15 protein-coding genes, 1 tRNA gene and 1 other RNA gene are annotated in these 17,511 nt (G+C 69.0%); 8 read left to right on the plus strand and 9 right to left on the minus strand.

The features are described 5' to 3' along the window. Positions 1-3: 3 nt before the first annotated feature. Positions 4-1,935, minus strand: coding sequence for an ABC-F family ATP-binding cassette domain-containing protein (locus QHF84_RS16335; RefSeq protein WP_281314229.1), 1,932 nt, complete (start codon positions 1,933-1,935; stop codon positions 4-6). A 123-nt stretch (positions 1,936-2,058) separates the two neighbouring features. On the opposite strand from QHF84_RS16335, the gene QHF84_RS16340 reads away from it, so the two are divergent. Beyond that, positions 2,059-4,062 (plus strand): protein kinase, encoded by a 2,004-nt coding sequence (locus tag QHF84_RS16340; RefSeq protein WP_281314230.1) that lies wholly within the window; start codon positions 2,059-2,061, stop codon positions 4,060-4,062. Positions 4,063-4,071: 9 nt separating this feature from the next. On the opposite strand, the gene QHF84_RS16345 is transcribed toward QHF84_RS16340, so the two are convergent. After that, a complete protein-coding gene (locus QHF84_RS16345; protein WP_281314231.1) occupies positions 4,072-5,373 on the minus strand; it encodes a DUF362 domain-containing protein in 1,302 nt (433 codons plus the stop codon). A 116-nt stretch (positions 5,374-5,489) separates the two neighbouring features. Between QHF84_RS16345 and QHF84_RS16350 the strand changes: the two genes are divergently transcribed. Then, positions 5,490-5,572: transfer RNA gene (locus tag QHF84_RS16350), tRNA-Leu, on the plus strand. Positions 5,573-5,659: 87 nt separating this feature from the next. Beyond that, a complete protein-coding gene (locus tag QHF84_RS16355; protein ID WP_281314232.1) occupies positions 5,660-6,247 on the plus strand; it encodes a DUF721 domain-containing protein in 588 nt (195 codons plus the stop codon). Here the strand turns inward: QHF84_RS16355 and QHF84_RS16360 are convergent. From QHF84_RS16360 to purD, 4 genes are all read right to left on the minus strand, one after another. After that, positions 6,132-6,998 (minus strand): FHA domain-containing protein, encoded by an 867-nt coding sequence (locus tag QHF84_RS16360; RefSeq protein ID WP_281314233.1) that lies wholly within the window; start codon positions 6,996-6,998, stop codon positions 6,132-6,134. The two genes, QHF84_RS16355 and QHF84_RS16360, sit on opposite strands and share 116 nt — an antisense overlap. A gap of 9 nt (positions 6,999-7,007) precedes the next feature. Beyond that, positions 7,008-7,955 (minus strand): FHA domain-containing protein, encoded by a 948-nt coding sequence (locus QHF84_RS16365; RefSeq protein WP_281314234.1) that lies wholly within the window; start codon positions 7,953-7,955, stop codon positions 7,008-7,010. Between the two features lie 78 nt (positions 7,956-8,033). Further along, positions 8,034-8,495, minus strand: coding sequence for a hypothetical protein (locus QHF84_RS16370; protein ID WP_281314235.1), 462 nt, complete (start codon positions 8,493-8,495; stop codon positions 8,034-8,036). Positions 8,496-8,567: 72 nt separating this feature from the next. Next, positions 8,568-9,911 (minus strand): phosphoribosylamine--glycine ligase, encoded by a 1,344-nt coding sequence (gene purD / locus QHF84_RS16375; protein WP_281314236.1) that lies wholly within the window; start codon positions 9,909-9,911, stop codon positions 8,568-8,570. A 173-nt stretch (positions 9,912-10,084) separates the two neighbouring features. Between purD and ffs the strand changes: the two genes are divergently transcribed. From ffs to QHF84_RS16395, 4 genes are all read left to right on the plus strand, one after another. Further along, positions 10,085-10,172: signal recognition particle sRNA small type (ffs, locus tag QHF84_RS16380), an RNA gene on the plus strand. Positions 10,173-10,236: 64 nt separating this feature from the next. Continuing rightward, complete coding sequence (locus tag QHF84_RS16385; protein WP_281314237.1) at positions 10,237-11,028, plus strand: hypothetical protein; 792 nt, start codon at positions 10,237-10,239, stop codon at positions 11,026-11,028. Positions 11,029-11,092: 64 nt separating this feature from the next. Continuing rightward, on the plus strand, positions 11,093-11,854 hold the full coding sequence (locus QHF84_RS16390; RefSeq protein ID WP_281314238.1) for a TerC family protein: 762 nt from the start codon (positions 11,093-11,095) through the stop codon (positions 11,852-11,854). Then, the gene (locus QHF84_RS16395; protein WP_281314239.1) at positions 11,851-12,396 is read left to right on the plus strand and encodes a hypothetical protein; all 546 of its coding nucleotides are present in this window, start codon (positions 11,851-11,853) and stop codon (positions 12,394-12,396) included. The genes QHF84_RS16390 and QHF84_RS16395 overlap by 4 nt, the downstream gene beginning before the upstream one ends. A 31-nt stretch (positions 12,397-12,427) precedes the next feature. Here the strand turns inward: QHF84_RS16395 and QHF84_RS16400 are convergent, their stop codons facing one another. Continuing rightward, the gene (locus QHF84_RS16400) at positions 12,428-13,048 is read right to left on the minus strand and encodes a DUF4360 domain-containing protein (protein WP_281314240.1); all 621 of its coding nucleotides are present in this window, start codon (positions 13,046-13,048) and stop codon (positions 12,428-12,430) included. A 261-nt stretch (positions 13,049-13,309) separates the two neighbouring features. On the opposite strand from QHF84_RS16400, the gene QHF84_RS16405 reads away from it, so the two are divergent. Further along, positions 13,310-16,042, plus strand: a complete 2,733-nt coding sequence (locus QHF84_RS16405; RefSeq protein ID WP_281314241.1) for a phosphoenolpyruvate carboxylase — start codon at positions 13,310-13,312, stop codon at positions 16,040-16,042. Here the strand turns inward: QHF84_RS16405 and QHF84_RS16410 are convergent. Both QHF84_RS16410 and QHF84_RS16415 read right to left on the minus strand, forming a co-directional pair. Next, positions 16,039-16,800 carry a hypothetical protein gene (locus QHF84_RS16410; protein WP_281314242.1) on the minus strand — a complete coding sequence of 254 codons (762 nt, stop codon included), beginning with the start codon at positions 16,798-16,800 and terminating at the stop codon, positions 16,039-16,041. The genes QHF84_RS16405 and QHF84_RS16410 overlap by 4 nt on opposite strands. Positions 16,801-16,971: 171 nt before the next feature. Then, on the minus strand, positions 16,972-17,373 hold the full coding sequence (locus tag QHF84_RS16415) for a DUF6184 family natural product biosynthesis lipoprotein (protein ID WP_281314243.1): 402 nt from the start codon (positions 17,371-17,373) through the stop codon (positions 16,972-16,974). Positions 17,374-17,511: the final 138 nt, after the last annotated feature.

Below are 17,511 nucleotides of genomic sequence, written 5' to 3' on the forward strand. Positions count from 1 at the left end.
CGGCTAACAGCCGGCTTGCTTCTGTTCGAGCTCTTCCCACCGCGCGAGCAAGGTCGCGGCGCGGGTCTTGGCCTCTTCGAGGCGTTTGCCGAGCACCGGGACCTCCGCGCCGCGTGACGAATACAGCGCCGGATCCGCGAGCTCTTTTTCGAGCGTCGCGACCTCGCCCTCCGCCTCCTCGATCCGGCCCATGATCCCCTCGAGCTCGCGCTGCTCGGACCAGGTGAGCCCCTTCGATTTCGCGGCGGTCGGCTTCGCGGCGGCGGGTTTGTCCTTGCTGGTCACTTTCGCGGCCGCCGCCGCGGCCTTCGCCGCCTCCTCCTTCGCGGATTCCGCGGCCGCTTTTTGCACGAGGTAATCCTGGTGCCCGCCGGCATACCGCACGACGCGGCCGTCGCCCTCGAATACGAGGAGCGAGGTCGCGACCCGGTCGAGGAACCACCGATCGTGCGTCACGACGAGCGCGCTGCCGCCATATTCGGTGAGCATCTCCTCCAGCGCCGAGAGCGTGGGCAGGTCGAGGTCGTTCGTGGGCTCGTCGAGGATGAGCAGGCTATGGCTCTGCGATAACATCTTCGCCAGCACGACGCGCGCCCGCTCGCCGCCGGAGAGGGATTTCACGGGTTGCCGCTGCGCGTGTCCGTCGAAGAGGAACCGTTCGAGGAACGAGCGGACCTCGATCGGCTGGCCGCCGAGCTCGATCTTGTTCCCCGCCGCGGCGACGTTGTCGTAGATCGATTTGTCCTCGTCGAGCCCGCTCCGGTGCTGATCGAAATACCCCACGCGGGTGTTTTTCCCGACGACCACCTCGCCGCGCGCCGGCGCGACGTCGCCCAGGATCGACCGGAGAAGCGTGGTTTTTCCGGTGCCGTTCCGGCCCACGATGCCCACGCGCTCGCCGGCCGCGAGCACGAAATCGAGGTCCTTCACGAGCGTGCGGCCCCCCATTTCGAGGGTGAGCTTGCGCAATTCGAGGACGGTTTTCCCCGTAAAACTCGACTCCGCCACGAGCTTCGCGGTCTGCTCGGCGCGCGCGGGGACGGCCGACTTCGCGGCCTCGGCCCGCTGGATCCGCGCCTTCTGCTTCGTCGTGCGCGCCTTCGGCTGGCGCCGCAGCCATTCGAGCTCGGTCCGCAGCAAATTCTGCCGGTTTTGCTCGGTGCGCGCCTCGAGCGCGAGCCGCTCCGCCTTCGCTTCGAGGTAGTCCTCGTAGCCGCCCTCGTACGAATACACCTTGCCGCGGTGGAGCTCGATCGTCCGATCGACGACGCGGTCGAGCAAATACCGATCGTGCGTGACGATGAGCAGCGCGCCCTTGTACTCCTCGACGAGCCAGCCTTCGAGCCAGTCGATCGTCTCGGTGTCGAGGTGGTTCGAAGGTTCGTCGAGCACGAGGAGCGACGGCGGCGCGATGAGCAAGCAAGCGAGCGCGACGCGACGTTTGTCCCCGCCCGAGAGCTCGGACGTGGGCGCGTCGGGGCGCGTGACGCCGACGTGGCCGAGGATCTCGTCGACCTTGTGGAGCTGATCCCAGCCGCCGAGCCGCTCGATCTGCGCGGCCGCCTCCGCCTGCTCGGCGAGCAGGGCCTCCTGATCGCCGTCGCCATGGCCGAGGCGCGCCGAGATCGCCTCGTATCGCGCCTTCGCCGCGGCCCACGGGCCGAGGCCGAGCAAGACGAGCTCGCGGCCCGTTTTCCCCGGGTCGAGCGCGGGCTCCTGCGCGAGATACGCGACGTCCGCGCCGCGCCGCTGCGCGACCGTGCCCGTGTCGGGCTTGTCGAGGCCTGCGAGGATACGCGCGAGCGTGCTCTTGCCGCTCCCATTGGCTCCGACGAGCCCCACGCGTTCTCCGCTGTGGATGGAAAGCGAGACGCCATCGAGGATGCGCCTCTCACCAAACGACTTCGTTAACTCCTGCGCGACGAGGACGGGCACGGAGCCGAGCGTAGCACTGCGGCGAACCTCTGGTGCGATGGGAACGACAGACCTTCCGTCATGGAGCCTCGAACGGCGCGTTGACGGCGCGAGGGACCATCGGCTAGAGTCGGGAAAATCCTCATGTCGCACCGCCTCATCGCCGGCAAATACGAGCTCGTGCGGCAGATCGGGCGCGGGGCCATGGGCTACATCTGGGAGGCGCTCGATCTCCATCTGCGCCGGCGTGTGGCGCTCAAGCTCATGTCCCCGGATCACGTGGCCTCGCCCACGGCGCGGACCCGGTTCGACCGGGAAGCGAAGGCGATTGCACAGCTCCGGAATCAGCACGTGGTGCAGATCTACGATTACGGCATTGACGAGGGTTCGCCGTACATCGTGATGGAGCTGCTCGAAGGCGAGGACTTCGAGAGCCGACTCGAACGGATCGAGCGTATCCCGCTCGGCGCGCTCGTGCCAATCGTGACGCAGGCGGCGATCGGCCTCGCCGCCGCGCACGCGAAGGGCATCGTGCACCGCGATTTCAAGCCCGCGAACGTGTTCATGGCGCGCGGCGAGGGCGACGAGACGGTCAAGATCCTCGATTTCGGCGTCGTGTCGATGCTGACGAGCGAGGATGATACGACGGAGGACGAGCTTCAGCTCACCACGGCGGGCAGCATCGTGGGGACGCCGCTCTACATGAGCCCCGAGCAGATCCGCTGCGGCGCCGTGGATCTGCGGAGCGATCTGTGGTCGCTCGCGGTCCTCGCCTACCGGGCCCTGACGGGGCAACACCCGTTCCCGGGGCAATGGCTGGGCATGCTGATGGTGCGTATTTGCACCGATCCGTTCCCGCCGCCGTCGACCTATCTGAAAGAGCTGCCGCCGGAGGTGGATCGATTCTTCGAGCGGGCGCTGGCGAAGGACCCGGACAAGCGTTTCCGCTCGGCGCGGGAGTTCGCCAACGCATTCGCGGCGCTCGCCGAGCGAAAGCCGTCCGGGACAGCGAAGATCCTCGTCGTCGACGACGAGCCCGACGTCCCGCACCTCATCAACCAGCGTTTTCGACAGCAGATCAAAAAGTCGCTGTACAAATTCGTCTTCGCGACGAACGGCGAGAGCGCGCTCGAGGAGCTGCACAAGCACGGGGACATCGACGTCGTCCTGACCGACATCAACATGCCGGGCATGGACGGGCTCACGTTCCTTTCACGCGTGGGCGACGTGAACCCGCTCGTCCGGACGATCATCGTCTCGGCCTACGGCGACATGAGCAACATCCGCACCGCGATGAACCGCGGCGCGTTCGATTTCCTGGTCAAACCGATCGATTTCAAGGATCTCGAGGTCACGATCGAGAAGACGCTGAAGCACGTGACGGAGCTCCGGTCGAACGCCCGTTCGACCGAGGAAAACAGCGTGCTGCGCATGTTCGTGAGCCCGAGCCTGGTCGACAGGCTGCGCTCGTCGTCGCCGTTCGGCGCGATCGATACCTGGCAAGGCACGGTCGTGTTCATCGACGTCGCGGGCTTCCACGCGAGCTCGAAGGAGCAGGAGCCGAGCGAGCGCGTGCGCACGCTGAACGCGAATTTCGAGGTGATCGTGCCGGCCGTGACGAACCGCGGCGGCGTGGTCGACAAGTTCCTCGGCGACGCGGTGATGGCGACGTTCCGGGGCGACCATCACGTGACGCGCGCGCTCGAAGCGAGCCTCGACGTGCGCATGCAGCTCCGGACGCTGGCATTACGCGCCGGGCAAGATTCGCCGTTCGCCCTCGGCGTGTCGATCGGCGTGGCGACGGGCGACATGCTCTCCGGCGAGATCGGGTCGAAGGCGTTCGGCCGCCTCGATTACACGATCCTCGGCGAGGTGCCGCGATCGGCTGCGATACTGCAGGCCGCGGCCACGAAGAATCAGATTTTGATGAATCGCGGCGCATTCGACGTCGCGCGAGATTCGTTCGATTGCGTGCCCGTGCACCCGACCACGACCGAGCCCATCGAAGCGTTCGAGCTCGTGCGTCGGGCGGGCGGGGAGATGATCGGCGGCAGGGGCGGGCCGAATTCGATGGCCGAGACGATCGACCTGACGGGCGGCCCGCCGGGCGGCAATCCGCCGACCGGCGGCGGATCGCCGATCATCTGATTCACGGATTCACGGGTGCTCGCCGCGCGCCGCCTCGCGCTCCTGGCGCATGCGGCGGTGCTTGAGCTCGGGCGACTCGGCGACGGCCATGCCGATGAGGCGGAAGGCCTCGAGGAAATGCTTGAGGCCGATCCGGATGAGCTCGGGGCTCACCTCGCCGACGTCGGGATACCCGCGCCCCTCGGCGTCGGGCTGGACCTTGCCCCAGTTCGCGAAGAGCCGACCCCACTCGCTCGCGAGCACGCGCTGCACGTTCTTCTGCGCGTACATCGGGTACCAGAACGCATCGTGGTACGTGACGGACGCGACGTAGGCCCACGGCGCGAGCCACGTCTTCAGCGACCACTCGATCGGCTTCTTGAGCGGGCCCCAGTAGATCCGGTGCTGGTTGCGCGAGGCGAAGGTCATGTTCTTGAACGGACCCTCGAAGTTCCACTTGTCGTTCAGCGCGTCGACGTCGCCGACGATCTCGATGTCGCGCACGTCGCCGCAGCCGAGGCCGAGGTCGTGCGCGAGGCGGACGAACTTGAGGTCGCGCAGCGGGTCGAAGCCCATGAGCTTGCCCGCGACCGCGTCGATCGCGACCTGATCGGCCGACGCGAGGATCACGTTCTTCACGTGCGGGATCATGCAACGCGGCCCGGGGCCGTCGCCGGCGAAGGTCCCGTCCATCACGGCGAAGACGCCGCGGTGGATCTTCTTCTGGATCATCAGAAGATCGACGAGCGTCTCGTGGATGACCGGGTGCGTCCAGTGGCGGTGCTCGTTCAAGAGGCCGCCGAACGCGTTCTTCATCGCGCCCGTGGTCGTCGTGAAGATGTGCGTCTTCACCGTGGGCAGGTGGATGATGTTCTCGCCGATGAAGCGCTTCGGGATGCTGAAGCCCTTCGGGTAGACCTCGTTCAGGCAGAGGAACTTCTTCGTCAGGTCACCGACGGCGTCACGCACGTCGATCCACTCCTCGCCCTCGTAGAGGTGGACGTTACGCAGGCCGTGGGCCTCCACGACGTCGATCTGCTTGTTCTCGCGCTCGCCGAGGTGCGCGTCGATCACGACGGTGCGGTTGTGGCAGGCGTGGATCAGATCCTTCGCGTAGCCGTCCCGCTGCATCGCGCGGATGACGCCCTCGAGCTGCCAGGGCACGGTGGACGAGCCCGGGAAGAAGAAATGCCAGGAGATGTTGACCTTGAGGGCAGTGTCCGCGTCCTTGGCGACGACGTCCTGGTAGCCCGCCAGGTTCATCAAGCGGTGGTAGTCCTCGAGGACGGTCGCGGGGGACGTCCGCAGGATCGCGACTTTCGACTTGCTCATCTAGACCTCGGCGCTTTCGGGGCGTGCATATAGCATGGGGGGCGCCGAGGGCCGCCGATGCCGCCTCGGGCGTTGCAGATCGCCGGAAGGGTGAGTAGAGTCCGGGTCCAAGACGAGCCGAAGTGGCGGAATGGCAAACGCGGTGGATTCAAAATCCACTGTCCTCACGGGCTTGTGGGTTCGAGTCCCACCTTCGGTACCGAGTTCGTCGCTGCGAAGCAGGCTGTAGCGACACGAAGAGGCGACGTTGAAGCGGGGAAGAGGGCGTTCGGGGATGGAGCCGCTCATGGCGGTGCTCGCCCGGGAGCAGGGGATCACGCCGCCGTCGGACACGTCGCGTTCGCCCGTCCCCGCGCGGGACTGGGAGGCCGCCGTGGGCTCGCGCATCGCGGCGCGCGCGCGGCCGGTCAAGCTGGAGCGCGGGGTGCTTCACGTGCGCGCCGCGAGCTCGACGTGGGCGCAGGAGCTCTCGATGCTGTGCGAGCCGATCCTCGCGCAGCTCAAGGCGCGCGGCATCGCGGTCGAGTCGCTTCGCTTCCGCGTGGGGCCCGTGGACCCGCCCGAGCGCGCGAAGACGCGCGGCGACGTGCGCACCGCGCCGCCGGCCGTGAAGCTGCCCGAAGCGCTCGCGGCGCAGATCGAGCACGTGGCCGATGAAGCGCTGCGCGAGGCGATCCGACGCGCGGCGGCGAAGAACCTCGGATGGCAGCGCATGCGCGCGAGCCGCAAGAGGACGGCCCCGCCGGAGGCCGAGACGGCTACGACGACGCGAGCCGCTCGAGGCCCTCGACCCGTTGCACCAGAAAACGCTCCGCAGGACCGAGCTGGGGCGCAATCTTCTGCAGCTCCGCGACGTACGCGCGGATCAACTTGATGTCGTAGCCCTTGGCCTTGCGCACGATCGTGTAGAGCTCGTCGATCACGGAGCCGGGCAAGGGCGCGCTGATCGTCGTGTAGAGATCGAAGACGTAGTCGATCCACGAGCCCTTCGTCGTCGCCGCGGCGAGGCGCGCGGCGTAGAGCGCGGCGTACTCGGCGACGCCGCCCTTCGGACGCTGGCCCGTCTTGGCGCGCTTCAAGATGCCCTGCAGGAGCGAGGCGAGGATGCGCTCGGCCTCGTCGGCGCGGCCCATCGCGAGCGCCTTGTCCGCGACGCCGCAGAGCAGGCGCACCGACTGGAAACGTCGCGACGTCTCCGATCGACCGCCGAGCCGGATGTCGACCTCGCCCTTCGAGTCGATCGCCGCAGCCTCGATGGAGGCATGGATCTCGGCGACCTGCATGCCGCCGATCGTCTGCATTGCGCGGCGATGTTCTTCGTCCGCGTACGGGCTCGAGCGCGGCTCGTCGGTCTTGTAGATGATGATCTCCTGGTTGCCGATGCGGATCTTGTCGCCCGGCACGAGCTCGCGCGGGCCGTCGATGCGCACGCCGTTGACGAGCACGCCGTTGCGGCTGCCGAGGTCCTTCGCGACGACGCCGTTCGAGCCCACGACGAGCGCGGCGTGCTTGCGCGACACCAGCGGATCATCGACCGCGAGCTGGCACTCGGGCCCGCGCCCGACGACGAACTCCCCGAACGGGAGCTCGAGATCATGCGCGAGGTAGCGGATCCTGAACGGCATGTCGCAACCTCACTTGAGCCCACCGAGGCGCTCGAGGCCCTCGAGTCGTTGCTGCACGAACCGCTCGCTCGGACCGAAGCTCGAAGAGCGGCTCCGAAGCGACTCGGTGTACGCCCGCATCTTTCCCATGTCGAGCGTCTTGACCTTGCGCACCGCCGAGTAGAGCTCGTCGACGACCGTGCCCGGCACGAGCTGATCGATGCGCGTGTAGAGATCGAAGATGTAGTCGATCCAGATGCCCTTGCCCGTCGCCGACGCGAGCTTCGCCGCGTAGATGGCGGCCGTCGACGCGAGGTCGAGCGGCGGCGCATGACCGTCGCGCGCCTTCTGCAGCACGTCGTTCAACGAGCGCAGGAGGATGCGCTCGGCCTCTTCGGCGCGGCCCATCGCGAGCGCCTTGTCCGCGACGCTGCCGATGAGCGAGAGCGCGTTGACGTGCCGATCGGGCTGCGCGTTCACGGCGGCAGCAGCGGCGGCGAGGTTCGCGCTGTTCACGCTCGGCGTCGGAGACGTGTTCTGCTGCGAGGAGACGCCGGGCGTCGTGTAGTCGCTCCAGAAGTCCTCGCGCGTGTCGAAGCTGCCCTCGTGGCCCGCCACGGTCGGCATGCGCGCCGAGCGCGCGACGCTGCGCGGATGGCCGAACGCGATCGACTCGGGCACACTCGCGAGGCCCTCCTCGGGGATGTTCTCGAGCACCATCTCCTGACCGCCGATGGTGATGTGATCACCGTGCGCGAGCTTCTGCGGTCCGTCGATCTTCGTGCCGTTCAAGCTCACGCCGTTGCGGCTGCCGAGATCCTCGATCGTCACGCTGTCGCCGCGCACGGTGAGGAGCGCGTGCCTGCGTGAGACCAGCGGATCGTCGAGGGCGAGCTGGCAGTCGGCGCTGCGGCCGATCACGAACTGGCCCAGCGGCACTTCGAGCTCGTGCGACAGATACCGCAGTCGGACCGCCATGTTCGAGCCATACCAATGGCGTAGAACGCCGTCAAAGCGGCTCTTTTCGGTCCGACCGGCCGAGGCCCGAAAGACGGCCTACCCCCGGCCCGGGCCTTCCTCGGACAGAACCCGCAAAAGGAAGAGGAGCAGCCGCGGATGCGAGAGGAGCCCATAGATCGTGAGCTTCTCGTTCGCCATCGCACGCGCGACATCCCACAATGTCCCACCGCCCTCCGGCGTACGCATGAATACTTTGGGGAGGCGTAACCAGCGGGACAGGCCGACGTTCGCGAGGCGCCGCAGGGCAGCTTCGTCGCCGCAGAGGGTCACCGAGGGGATGCCAACGGTGCCGTCGTGGATCGTCAGCCGGCCGTGATCGAAGCGCATCGTGAGCGTCTGCGTGGTGTCCTGCGCCACGATGAGCACGGAGCCACGGAGCGCCCGGAAGTCCTGCATTTTCCGGGCGGAGTGGGCGACGTTTTGCCGGATCCGATCGGCGAGCAGGATCGCGAGGGTGTTTTCTTCCGTGCCTTCGGCGAGGTCGATGATCGGGTCCACGGTGCCGCTCGTCCCGGGCTTTCTTGCGCCGGGTGAGAGGAGCATGACGAAGGCGCGCCGCGCGGTCGAGCGTTACCGCGCACCCCCGATCGCCGAGGCGCCGATGTCGGTCCGGAAGTGCGCGCCCGCGAAGGAGATACGCCGCGCCGCCTCGTAGGCGCGCTCCCGCGCCTCCAGGATCGAAGCCCCGACGGCCGTGACGGCGAGGACGCGCCCGCCCGCGGTGACGATGCCCTCGGCGGTCCTCTTCGTGCCCGCGTGGTGCACGACCACGCCGGGCACTTCGGCAGCCTCGTCGAGCCCGCGAATCACGTCACCCGCGCGCGGCGTGCCCGGATACCCGGCCGCCGCGAGCACCACGACGACCGCGCTTCGCCCCGGCGCGACGCGCACCGCCGTGGGATCGAGCTTGCCACTCGCGACCGACGCGCACATCGCGGCGAGGTCGCCGTCGAGGAGCGCGACGAGCGCCTCGCACTCGGGATCCCCGAAGCGGACATTGTGTTCGAGCAGCAACGGATCGCCGGTGGGCGTGATCATGAGCCCCGCGAAGAGCACGCCCCGGAAAGGACGGCCCTCCGCGCGCATGCCGTCGATCGTCGGTCGCAAGATCTCTCGCTCGACCCGCGCGAGCAGCTCCGGCCCGACCTGCGGCGACGGCGCGAACACGCCCATGCCGCCCGTGTTCGGGCCTCGATCGCCGTCGAAGACACGCTTGTGATCCCGGGCGACGGGCAAGACGAGGAGCGACGTACCATCGGTGACCGCGAGGACGCTCGCCTCCTCGCCGACGAGGGCCTCCTCGATCACGACCGTACGCCCCGCGTCGCCGAAGCGATGCTCGACGAGCATCGCGCGCGCCGCCTCGATCGCCTCCGCCTCGGTCTGCGCCACGACGACGCCCTTGCCCGCGCAGAGACCGTCGGCCTTCACCACCACGGGCGCGCCGCGCCGTCGGATCTCCGCCGCGGCCGCGGCCATGTCCGTCACGATCTCGAAGTCCGCCGTGGGGATCCGATGCCGCGCGGCGAACTGCTTCATGAACGCCTTCGACCCTTCGAGCCGCGCCGCCTCCGCGCTCGGCCCGAAGACCCGGATCCCCGCCGCTTCGAGCGCGTCCGACACGCCCGCGCAGAGCGGACCTTCGGGGCCCACGACGACGAGGTCCACGGCTTCGCGCCGCGCGAGCTCGACGACGTCCGCGGCATCGAGCCGCGCGCCCGCGATGGAGCGAATCGGCGCTGTGCCCGCCCCGCCTTCGTCCACGGTGCCTGCGTTGCCCGGCGCCACGAGGACTTCGGCCGTCGTGCTCGACTTTGCCAACGCCCTGGCCAGGGCGTGCTCTCGCGCACCCGAGCCGAGCACGAGCACCCGCCGCCCCGACGACCGCTCCGATCCGGAAGCCCGCTGATTCACGGTGCGCCGGCTACCACGCGCCCCGACCTCGCGCGAACGAAAAGTGGTCCGGCGCGCCGAACGAGCAGGGACGTGCAGCCGCGCCCGGAACGCATGCCGATCTTTTTTCGATCGGGCGCTCGACAGGCGCGTTTCGATGCAGTACGACTGTGGCCGTTCGGGACCCGTCCCGTTGTGGGTCCGCCGACAGCGCACTGTGAACCCCGCCAGGCCCGGAAGGGAGCAACGGTAGCAGGAAGCGGGTGTGGCGGGCCCTTTTGCTTTTTGTCCCTCGAAGTCCCGCGGGGGTTGCTCTCCCGACGCCTGGCCGTACGCTACGGCCATCGTGGATTTTCTGTCCCCGGGCAACGACGAGCCGCGCGAGAGCCGCGTCTTCCGGTGGGTCGCGTTCGTCGCGTCCGCCGCCCTCGTCGCTGCAGGCCTGCGGTTTGCCCTGCATGAACCGCTCGTCGCCGCCCTCCTGATCGGCGTCCTGCTCGCGGCGCTGGTTGGCCGGTGGCTCTCGCGACGGCGGCTCCGACGCGTGTTGCGATCGGGCGACGTGATCGCGGTCCTGCGGAGCTGGACGGGCGCGCTCGAACGGATCCCCTACCCCGCCACGATGGGCCCGCTCATGGCGGCCACGGCGTTCGCCGCGTGCGGCTGGATCGACAAGGCGCGCGCCGCGCTCGCCGCCGCCGAGCGTGGGCCCGTGTGGGAAGCGGCGCTCGAGCATCGCCTCTTCCTCGACACGCTGCTCCTCACGTTCGAGGGCGACCGCGACGCCGCGCTCGAAAAAGCCCGCCGTCTCGTGCGTTTGCCCTTGCCGCGTGGCGCCAGCGCGCTGCGCGATCGTGTCCTCGCCTTGCGCTCTGCGGCGTTCGCGCTTGCGCGCGCCTTCGCGCACCAGAGCGAGCCCGGCGACGACGCTCTCCTCGAACGAGCGAGCGAGAACAGTCCGCTCGTCTTCTGGGCGATGCGGTATGCGGCGGCGGTCATCGCGATCGATCGCGGCGACAACGACAAGGCCACGCGCCTGCTCGCCGGCGCGCCGCCCTGGCCCGAGGAGTCGATCTTCCGCGCCTTCCACCTCGAGATCGAGGAACGCGCGCGGCTTTCGCCGTCCGCTTGTTCGTGAACGAACGATGGGCGCACGAGGTCGTTCGGCAGCCGAACGGCGGCCGTGCTAGAGCGAGCGCCTGATGTCCGGCCTCGAAGTCTTCAAGCACGCCGACAGCTGGGCGAGCCTCGCGACGCTCACGGGTCTCGAGGTCGTGCTCGGGATCGACAACATCGTCTTCCTGACGCTCACGACGAACAAGCTGCCGGCGAAGCAGCAGCCCGCGGCGCGTTCGCTCGGCCTCGCGCTCGCGCTGTTCATGCGCCTCGGTCTGCTCTTCGGGCTCACGTGGGTGATGAGCTTGACGAGTGATCTCTTCTCGCTCCTCGGCCATGCCTTCTCCACGCGCGACCTCATCCTTCTCGGCGGCGGCCTCTTCCTGATCGCGAAGAGCACGCACGAGATGTTCGAGCGCCTCGAGGTCGAAGGCGAGAAGGACGGCAAGCCCGTCAAGCACATGTCGTTCGGCTTCGCCGTCGCGCAGATCGTCCTGCTCGACATCGTCTTCTCGCTCGACTCGGTCATCACTGCGGTCGGCATGGCGCAGCACTTGACGATCATGGCCACGGCCGTCGTCATCGCCGTCTTCGTGATGCTGCTCTTCGCGGGGGCGATCGGCCGCTTCGTCAACCGTCATCCGAGCATGCGGATCCTCGCGTTGAGCTTCCTCCTGCTCATCGGCGTGCTGCTCGTCGCCGAGGGCATGCGCCAGCACATCAACAAGGGCTACGTCTACTTCGCCATGGCCTTCTCGCTCGGCGTCGAGCTCATCAACATGAAGCTGCGCGTGCGCCAGCAGGCGCCCGTCTCGCTGCACAACCCCTACGAGGATCGCGCGCCGTGACACGCGTCCTTCACCTCGCCGCGCTCGCCGCGTCGATGCTCGCCCTCGCGGGTTGTCCCGAGGGCTCCGCCGTCGCGCAAAGCACCGACGCAGGAGCGCCCGTCGACGCGGGCGTCTCGGATGCACAGGGCACGGTTCCCTGGCAGTCGTCGTCGTCCGCGCCGGCGTCTCCGCCTGCCGAGCCGAGCAGCGAGCGCGCTTCGCTCGAGTTGCTTCAGCTCACGCTCACGTCCGACGTGCAGAAGAAAGAGCCCGTCGACACGCTCGACGTCGCGCCTCCGGGCTCGCGCGTCTACGCGCACCTCAAGCTGCGCAACCGCTCGCAGGACAAGCGCAAGGTGCACGTCGACTTCCTCGTGAACGGCAAGCTCCGCACGCCGCTCGACCTCACCGTCGAGCCTTCGTGGTCGTACCGCACGTGGGGCTACAACACGATGCAAGCCGGCGACACGGGCGAGCTCGAAGTGCGCGTGCTCGACGACGGCGGCTCGACGCTCGCCACGGCGCGGCTGCCCATCAAGGCCAAATCGAAGGCCAAGTAGGCGCCGCGCGCGTGGCGCGCTTCTTCTTCGTTCAACCGCAACGCCTCCAGTGGAGGCGCAGCATCTGCACGCCCCACGCCGGCGTGAGCCGGATGCGGCCCGCGCCGGACGGGTTTCCGACCTTGCTCACGCTCGCGGCCGTGCGGATGTTGAGCGGCCGCTGCGCTCCGCACGGCGAAAACGGACCCACGGCGCCGGCCGGCTCGCGCACCACGAAGCCCTGCGCGAACGGGCCGCGCAGCGTCGTCTGGATCGGGTTCTCGCCGAATTCACCCGTGAAGTACCGCTCGACGTCGAGCGTCGCGGTGACGCCGTCCTCGAGCTCCGCGTAGCCACGGAAGCCGTAGTCGTTCGTCACGGCGTACGAGTAGCCCGGCGTGTAATCGAGATCGAGGATCACCTGGCAAAACACGCGTTGCTCCGAGGGCGGCACGCCGGGCCCCGCCGAGGCCGAGAGAGCGCCGTCGATGAGGACGATGTGCCCACCGTCGTTCGCGAGGATCGCCCGCACCGAACCCGACGGGCATCCGGTGCCGAGCGCCGTGACCGAGCGGAGGGAGACCTCGGGCGGCACCTCGGCCTCGGCGACGGCGGGCGCGAACAGCGCCGAGAGCCCGAGCCCGAACAACACCCGAGCCAACGTCTTTTTCATGGAATCCTCCCCTGGGGCCCGCGCCCCGGTATCGATGTGGGCGGCGCGAACGTGGCGCGCCGGTCGTCAGCACCTCGAGCCGATCGAGCTCTTCGGCAAGGCGATCCGCGCCGGACTCGTTCGCTCTGTTCGCCACGGATTCCCGGGGGAAAACTGATTCGCTGGTCATCACTCGGGGGCTCCGCTCGGACAAGCCGCGCTGTGCGCCCAAACCCCCGTTCACCGTCATCTTCGTCTTCGACTCGGCGTACACTCCGCGTCATGAGCCGCGAGGTCGACGCACCGCTCCGCTCCGACGTCCGTTTCCTCGGTCGCTTGCTCGGCGAGGTGCTCGTCGAGCAAGAGGGCGAGGCGCTCTTCTCCGTGGAAGAGGTGATCCGCAAGCTCTCGATCCGCAGGCGCAGAGGCCCACGCGCCGGGAGGGCCGATGCGCAGAAGGAGCTCGTGCGGCTGCTCGAAGCGCTGCCGATCGAACAAGCCGAGCCCGTGCTCCGCGCGTTCGCGATGTACTTCCGCCTCGTCAACATCGCCGAGCAGCACCACCGCATCCGGCGCGCGCGGGCCCATGCGAGTAACCCCGGCGAACCTCCGCAGCGCGGCTCGCTCGCAGCCGTGATGATCGCCGCGAAGAACGCGGGCGTCTCGGCCGATGCCATGCGCGAGGGGCTCGCGCGGCTCGAAGTCACCCTCACGCTGACGGCGCATCCGACGGAGGCGGCGCGGCGCACTGTGCTCGAAAAGCTCTACCGCATCGCGCGGCGCCTCGAAGAGCGCGACCGGTGCCGCCTCTTGCCGCGCGAGGAGGAGGAAGCACGCGCGGCCATCCGCGAGGAGATCACGCAGCTCTGGCAGACCGACGAAGTGCGTCGAGAAAAACCCACCGTCGGTGACGAGGTGAAGAACGTCCTCTGGTACGTCGAGGAGATCCTCTGGGACCTCTTGCCCGAGCTGCCCGAGGAGCTCGGGCGCGCGTTCGAGCGCGCGTATGGCGAGCCGCTCGGCACGCGGACGATGCCGCTGCGCATCCACGCCTGGCCCGGCGGCGACATGGACGGCAACCCCAACGTGACGCCCGACGTCGTCGAGGACGCGATCCGCGCGTATCGCGCCCGCGGCCTTCGGCGCTTGCTCGGCGCGGTGCGCGAGCTCGGCGGATCGCTCTCGCAGTCGGCGCGGCACGTGCGCGTGCCGAGCGCGCTCATCTCTTCGCTCGCGGGCGACGCGGTGGCCATGCCGGGCGTCGCGGCAGAGGAGAGCGCGCAGACCGAGGGCGAGCCGTGGCGGCGCAAGCTGCGCTTCGTGGAGGCGCGGCTCGCGGCGGCGCTCGAAGCCGTGGAGACGGAGCGGCAGGTCGCGAGGCAACGCGCGCCGCGCGTGGGCAGCGTGCCGCCGCCGGCGCGGGGACTCGCGGGCGCGATCGGAAGTCACGCCGAGCTCGGCGTCGCGTACAGGACGAGCGACGAGCTCCATCGTGACCTCTTGCTCGTCGCCGACACGCTGCGCGACGCGAACGCATCGAACGCGGGCGAGAAGCGGGCGCGGGCGCTCGCCGAGCGGGTGCGTGTCCTCGGCCTGTCGATCGCCGAGCTCGAGCTCCGCGCGCCTGCGGAGGACGCGACGGCTGCGGCGGCGTGGCTCGCGGGCGGCGGCGAGGAGACACCCGGCGCCGCGCGCCTGCTCGCCGCGCTCCGCAAGCTCGGCGAGGCGCAGCGTGAATACGGCGAACGCTCGGCCCGCACGTTGATCCTCTCCATGACGCAACGCGCGGAGGACCTGCTCGCGGCGCTCACCCTGGCGCGTGCCGCTGGATTGTATGACGTCGACAAACAGGCGGTCACGATCGACATCGTCCCGCTCTTCGAGACACACGACGCGCTCGTCTCCGCGCCGGCCATTCTGCGCACGCTGCTCGCGCACCCCGAGTATCGACGCCACCTCACGGCCCGCGGCGTGCAGGAGGTCATGGTCGGCTACAGCGATTCCGGCAAGGAAGTGGGCCTCCTCTCGGCGGCCTTCGCGCTCCGCAAAGCGCAAACCGAGCTGACGAAGGTCTCGCGCGAGGCGGGCATTCCGCTGCGTGTCTTTCACGGCCGCGGCGAGTCCGTGGCGCGCGGCGGAGGGCCGGCGCAGCAGGCCATTCTGGCGCTGCCGGCGGGGAGCGTGGCCGGGCGGTACAAGGCGACGGAGCAGGGCGAGGCGCTCGATCACAAATATGCGCGCCCCGAGCTCGCCTTGCGCACGCTCGAGCTCATGGTCGGCGGCGCCCTGCTACATACCCTCGACGCCGAGGAAAAACCTTCCGAGGAGGACGAGCGTCGTTATGCCGCGGCCTTCGAGGAGCTCGCCGAGGAGGGGCGGCGTGTCTATCGCGCGCTCGTCTGGGAAAACCCTCGCTTCGTCGATTTTTTCACCACGGCGACCCCGGTCGACGAGATCGCGCGATTGCCGATCGGCTCCCGCCCGAGCAAACGCAAGACCGGCGGCCTCGAAGCGCTCCGCGCGATCCCCTGGGTCTTCGGCTGGACGCAGACGCGCGCCATCTTGCCCGGCTGGTATGGCGTCGGCAGCGCGCTCGACGCTTTCGCCCGGCGCGAGGGCGGCGCCGAGCTGCTCGTCGAGATGACGAAGCGATGGCCCTTCTTCCGGACCGTGCTCGACAACGTGCAAATGGTGCTGGCGAAGAGCGACATGGAGATCGCCGCCCGGTATGCCGCCCTCGCCTCGCCCGCCACCCGCAAGGCCGTCTGGCCTCCCATCAAGGAAGAGCACGCGCGCACGGTGGAATGGATCAAGCGCCTCTTCGGCGTGAAACGATTGCTCGACGGAAACCCCACGCTCCAGAGGTCGATCGACCTCCGCAACCCGTACGTGGACCCGATGTCGTTCTTGCAGGTGGCGCTGCTTCGGCGCAAGCGCGCGGGGGATGGATGCTGCGACCGGGGGATCCTGCTCTCGATCAACGGGATCGCCGCGGGAATGCGAAATACCGGCTAGAAGATGCGGTTTCCGTCGAGATCGCAGCCGGGCTCGCCGGGCAGGCACTTGCCGCCCTGCTTCGGGCCCTCGTTTTGCCTGGGCGAAGTCCCCGGGCGCACGCCTGGACGCGTCGCCGGGGCCTCGTTCGCCGCGTTTTTCGCCTCTTCGAGCTCGCGCGCCCGACGCTTCTCCTCTTCGAGCCGCGCCGCCGTCTCGTCGAGCCGCTTTCCATTCGCGTCGAGCTTCGCGCGCAGGCGCGCCGCCTCCTCGCGCGTCGCCTCGACCTCGGCCGACTGATTCGCCAAAAACGCGTCCTGGTCCGGCTTGATCTTGCCGAAGTACAGGCCCATCCCGCCGCCGATCAGCGCCGCGGCGCCGATCACGCTCGAGACCAGCGCGCGCTTCAGCTTCTTCTTCTTCTCGTCCTCGCGCAGCGCCGCGAGCGCCCGCTCGTGCTCGTCGGCCTTGCGCATCATCTCCATGCGCGCCTGGGCCTCGACCTCGGCGCGCGCGCGCTCCACCTCCGCGAGCCGCAGCGCTTCCAGCCGAGCCTCCTCCGCGCGCCGCGCCGCATCTTCCCGGGCGATCCGCTCGGCCTCGGCCCGCGCCTTTTGCTCGAGCGCCTCTGCCTCGCGCCGCGCCGCCTCTTGCCGGGCGATTCGCTCGGCCTCGGCCCGCGCCCGCGCGGCCTCTTCCTCCTCGCGCATGGCCTGGTCGTGCAGAGAAAGGAGCTGGTTCAGCGAAAAAAGGACGGAGTTGTCTCGCGTGGCGGACATGGGGGAATGCCTCCCGATAGGGCAAAAAGGTCACGACACCGACGGGCGCCGCCGAGGGCAGCCATCACGTCGTGCGCATGGATTGGACGCGCATCCCCCGTGGAACTTTGAACCCACCCGGTAAATTTTTCGCCGGGTGGGTCCGCATGCGCTGGACGTCGCGAGACGTCCTCAGTCGACGCACATGTCGCTGGGGCGGCAGTCGGCCATCTGGCTCAGCGCGTCGAAGGCGGCGTCGCAATTGGCCGTGTTGATCTCGTTCAGGCACTCGGAGAGCTCCTCCTGATCGATGCCCTTGGAGCATCCGTACAGGTTCATCTCCTGGCGCTCGGACTGGCGCACGGACTGGATACACGCGTCGCGGCTCGCATAACGTTGCCCGCCGCCGATCTGGTTGCAGCGCATCGCGCGGTCGCAGCGCGCGTCGGCCAGCGATTGCAGGGCGCGGACGACGTCCCTGCGGGGCGACTCGCCGAGGGCGCGATTCTCGCGGCTGCAGGCGCCGAGCGCGACGCCGGTGCCGAGGACGACGAACAGGAGAACCGGAGCGTAGCGGGTGCGGGTCTTCTTCATGCCGCGACCGCAGTGCAATCGGGGCGCCAGCACAGGACCGCGCCGGACGGCACGGACTGTAACGAGCGGACCGCGCGAGCACTGTGGGGACGGATCGGCGGGCTCGGCCACGGATCTCTTGAATGCGTGGCCATTCGC

Origin of the sequence: Polyangium sp. y55x31, assembly GCF_029946505.1 — a bacterium.
Classification (GTDB): domain Bacteria; phylum Myxococcota_A; class Polyangia; order Polyangiales; family Polyangiaceae; genus Polyangium.

Excerpts from the sequence above, each read along its gene's own strand:
- QHF84_RS16340 (WP_281314230.1), top strand. The coding sequence starts at position 2,059 with ATGTCGCACCGCCTCATCGCCGGCAAATACGAGCTCGTGCGGCAGATC.
- QHF84_RS16345 (WP_281314231.1), bottom strand. The coding sequence starts at position 5,373 with ATGAGCAAGTCGAAAGTCGCGATCCTGCGGACGTCCCCCGCGACCGTC.
- QHF84_RS16355 (WP_281314232.1), top strand. The coding sequence starts at position 5,660 with ATGGCGGTGCTCGCCCGGGAGCAGGGGATCACGCCGCCGTCGGACACG.
- QHF84_RS16360 (WP_281314233.1), bottom strand. The coding sequence starts at position 6,998 with ATGCCGTTCAGGATCCGCTACCTCGCGCATGATCTCGAGCTCCCGTTC.
- QHF84_RS16365 (WP_281314234.1), bottom strand. The coding sequence starts at position 7,955 with ATGGCGGTCCGACTGCGGTATCTGTCGCACGAGCTCGAAGTGCCGCTG.
- QHF84_RS16390 (WP_281314238.1), top strand. The coding sequence starts at position 11,093 with ATGTCCGGCCTCGAAGTCTTCAAGCACGCCGACAGCTGGGCGAGCCTC.
- QHF84_RS16400 (WP_281314240.1), bottom strand. The coding sequence starts at position 13,048 with ATGAAAAAGACGTTGGCTCGGGTGTTGTTCGGGCTCGGGCTCTCGGCG.
- QHF84_RS16405 (WP_281314241.1), top strand. The coding sequence starts at position 13,310 with ATGAGCCGCGAGGTCGACGCACCGCTCCGCTCCGACGTCCGTTTCCTC.
- QHF84_RS16410 (WP_281314242.1), bottom strand. The coding sequence starts at position 16,800 with ATGTCCGCCACGCGAGACAACTCCGTCCTTTTTTCGCTGAACCAGCTC.
- QHF84_RS16415 (WP_281314243.1), bottom strand. The coding sequence starts at position 17,373 with ATGAAGAAGACCCGCACCCGCTACGCTCCGGTTCTCCTGTTCGTCGTC.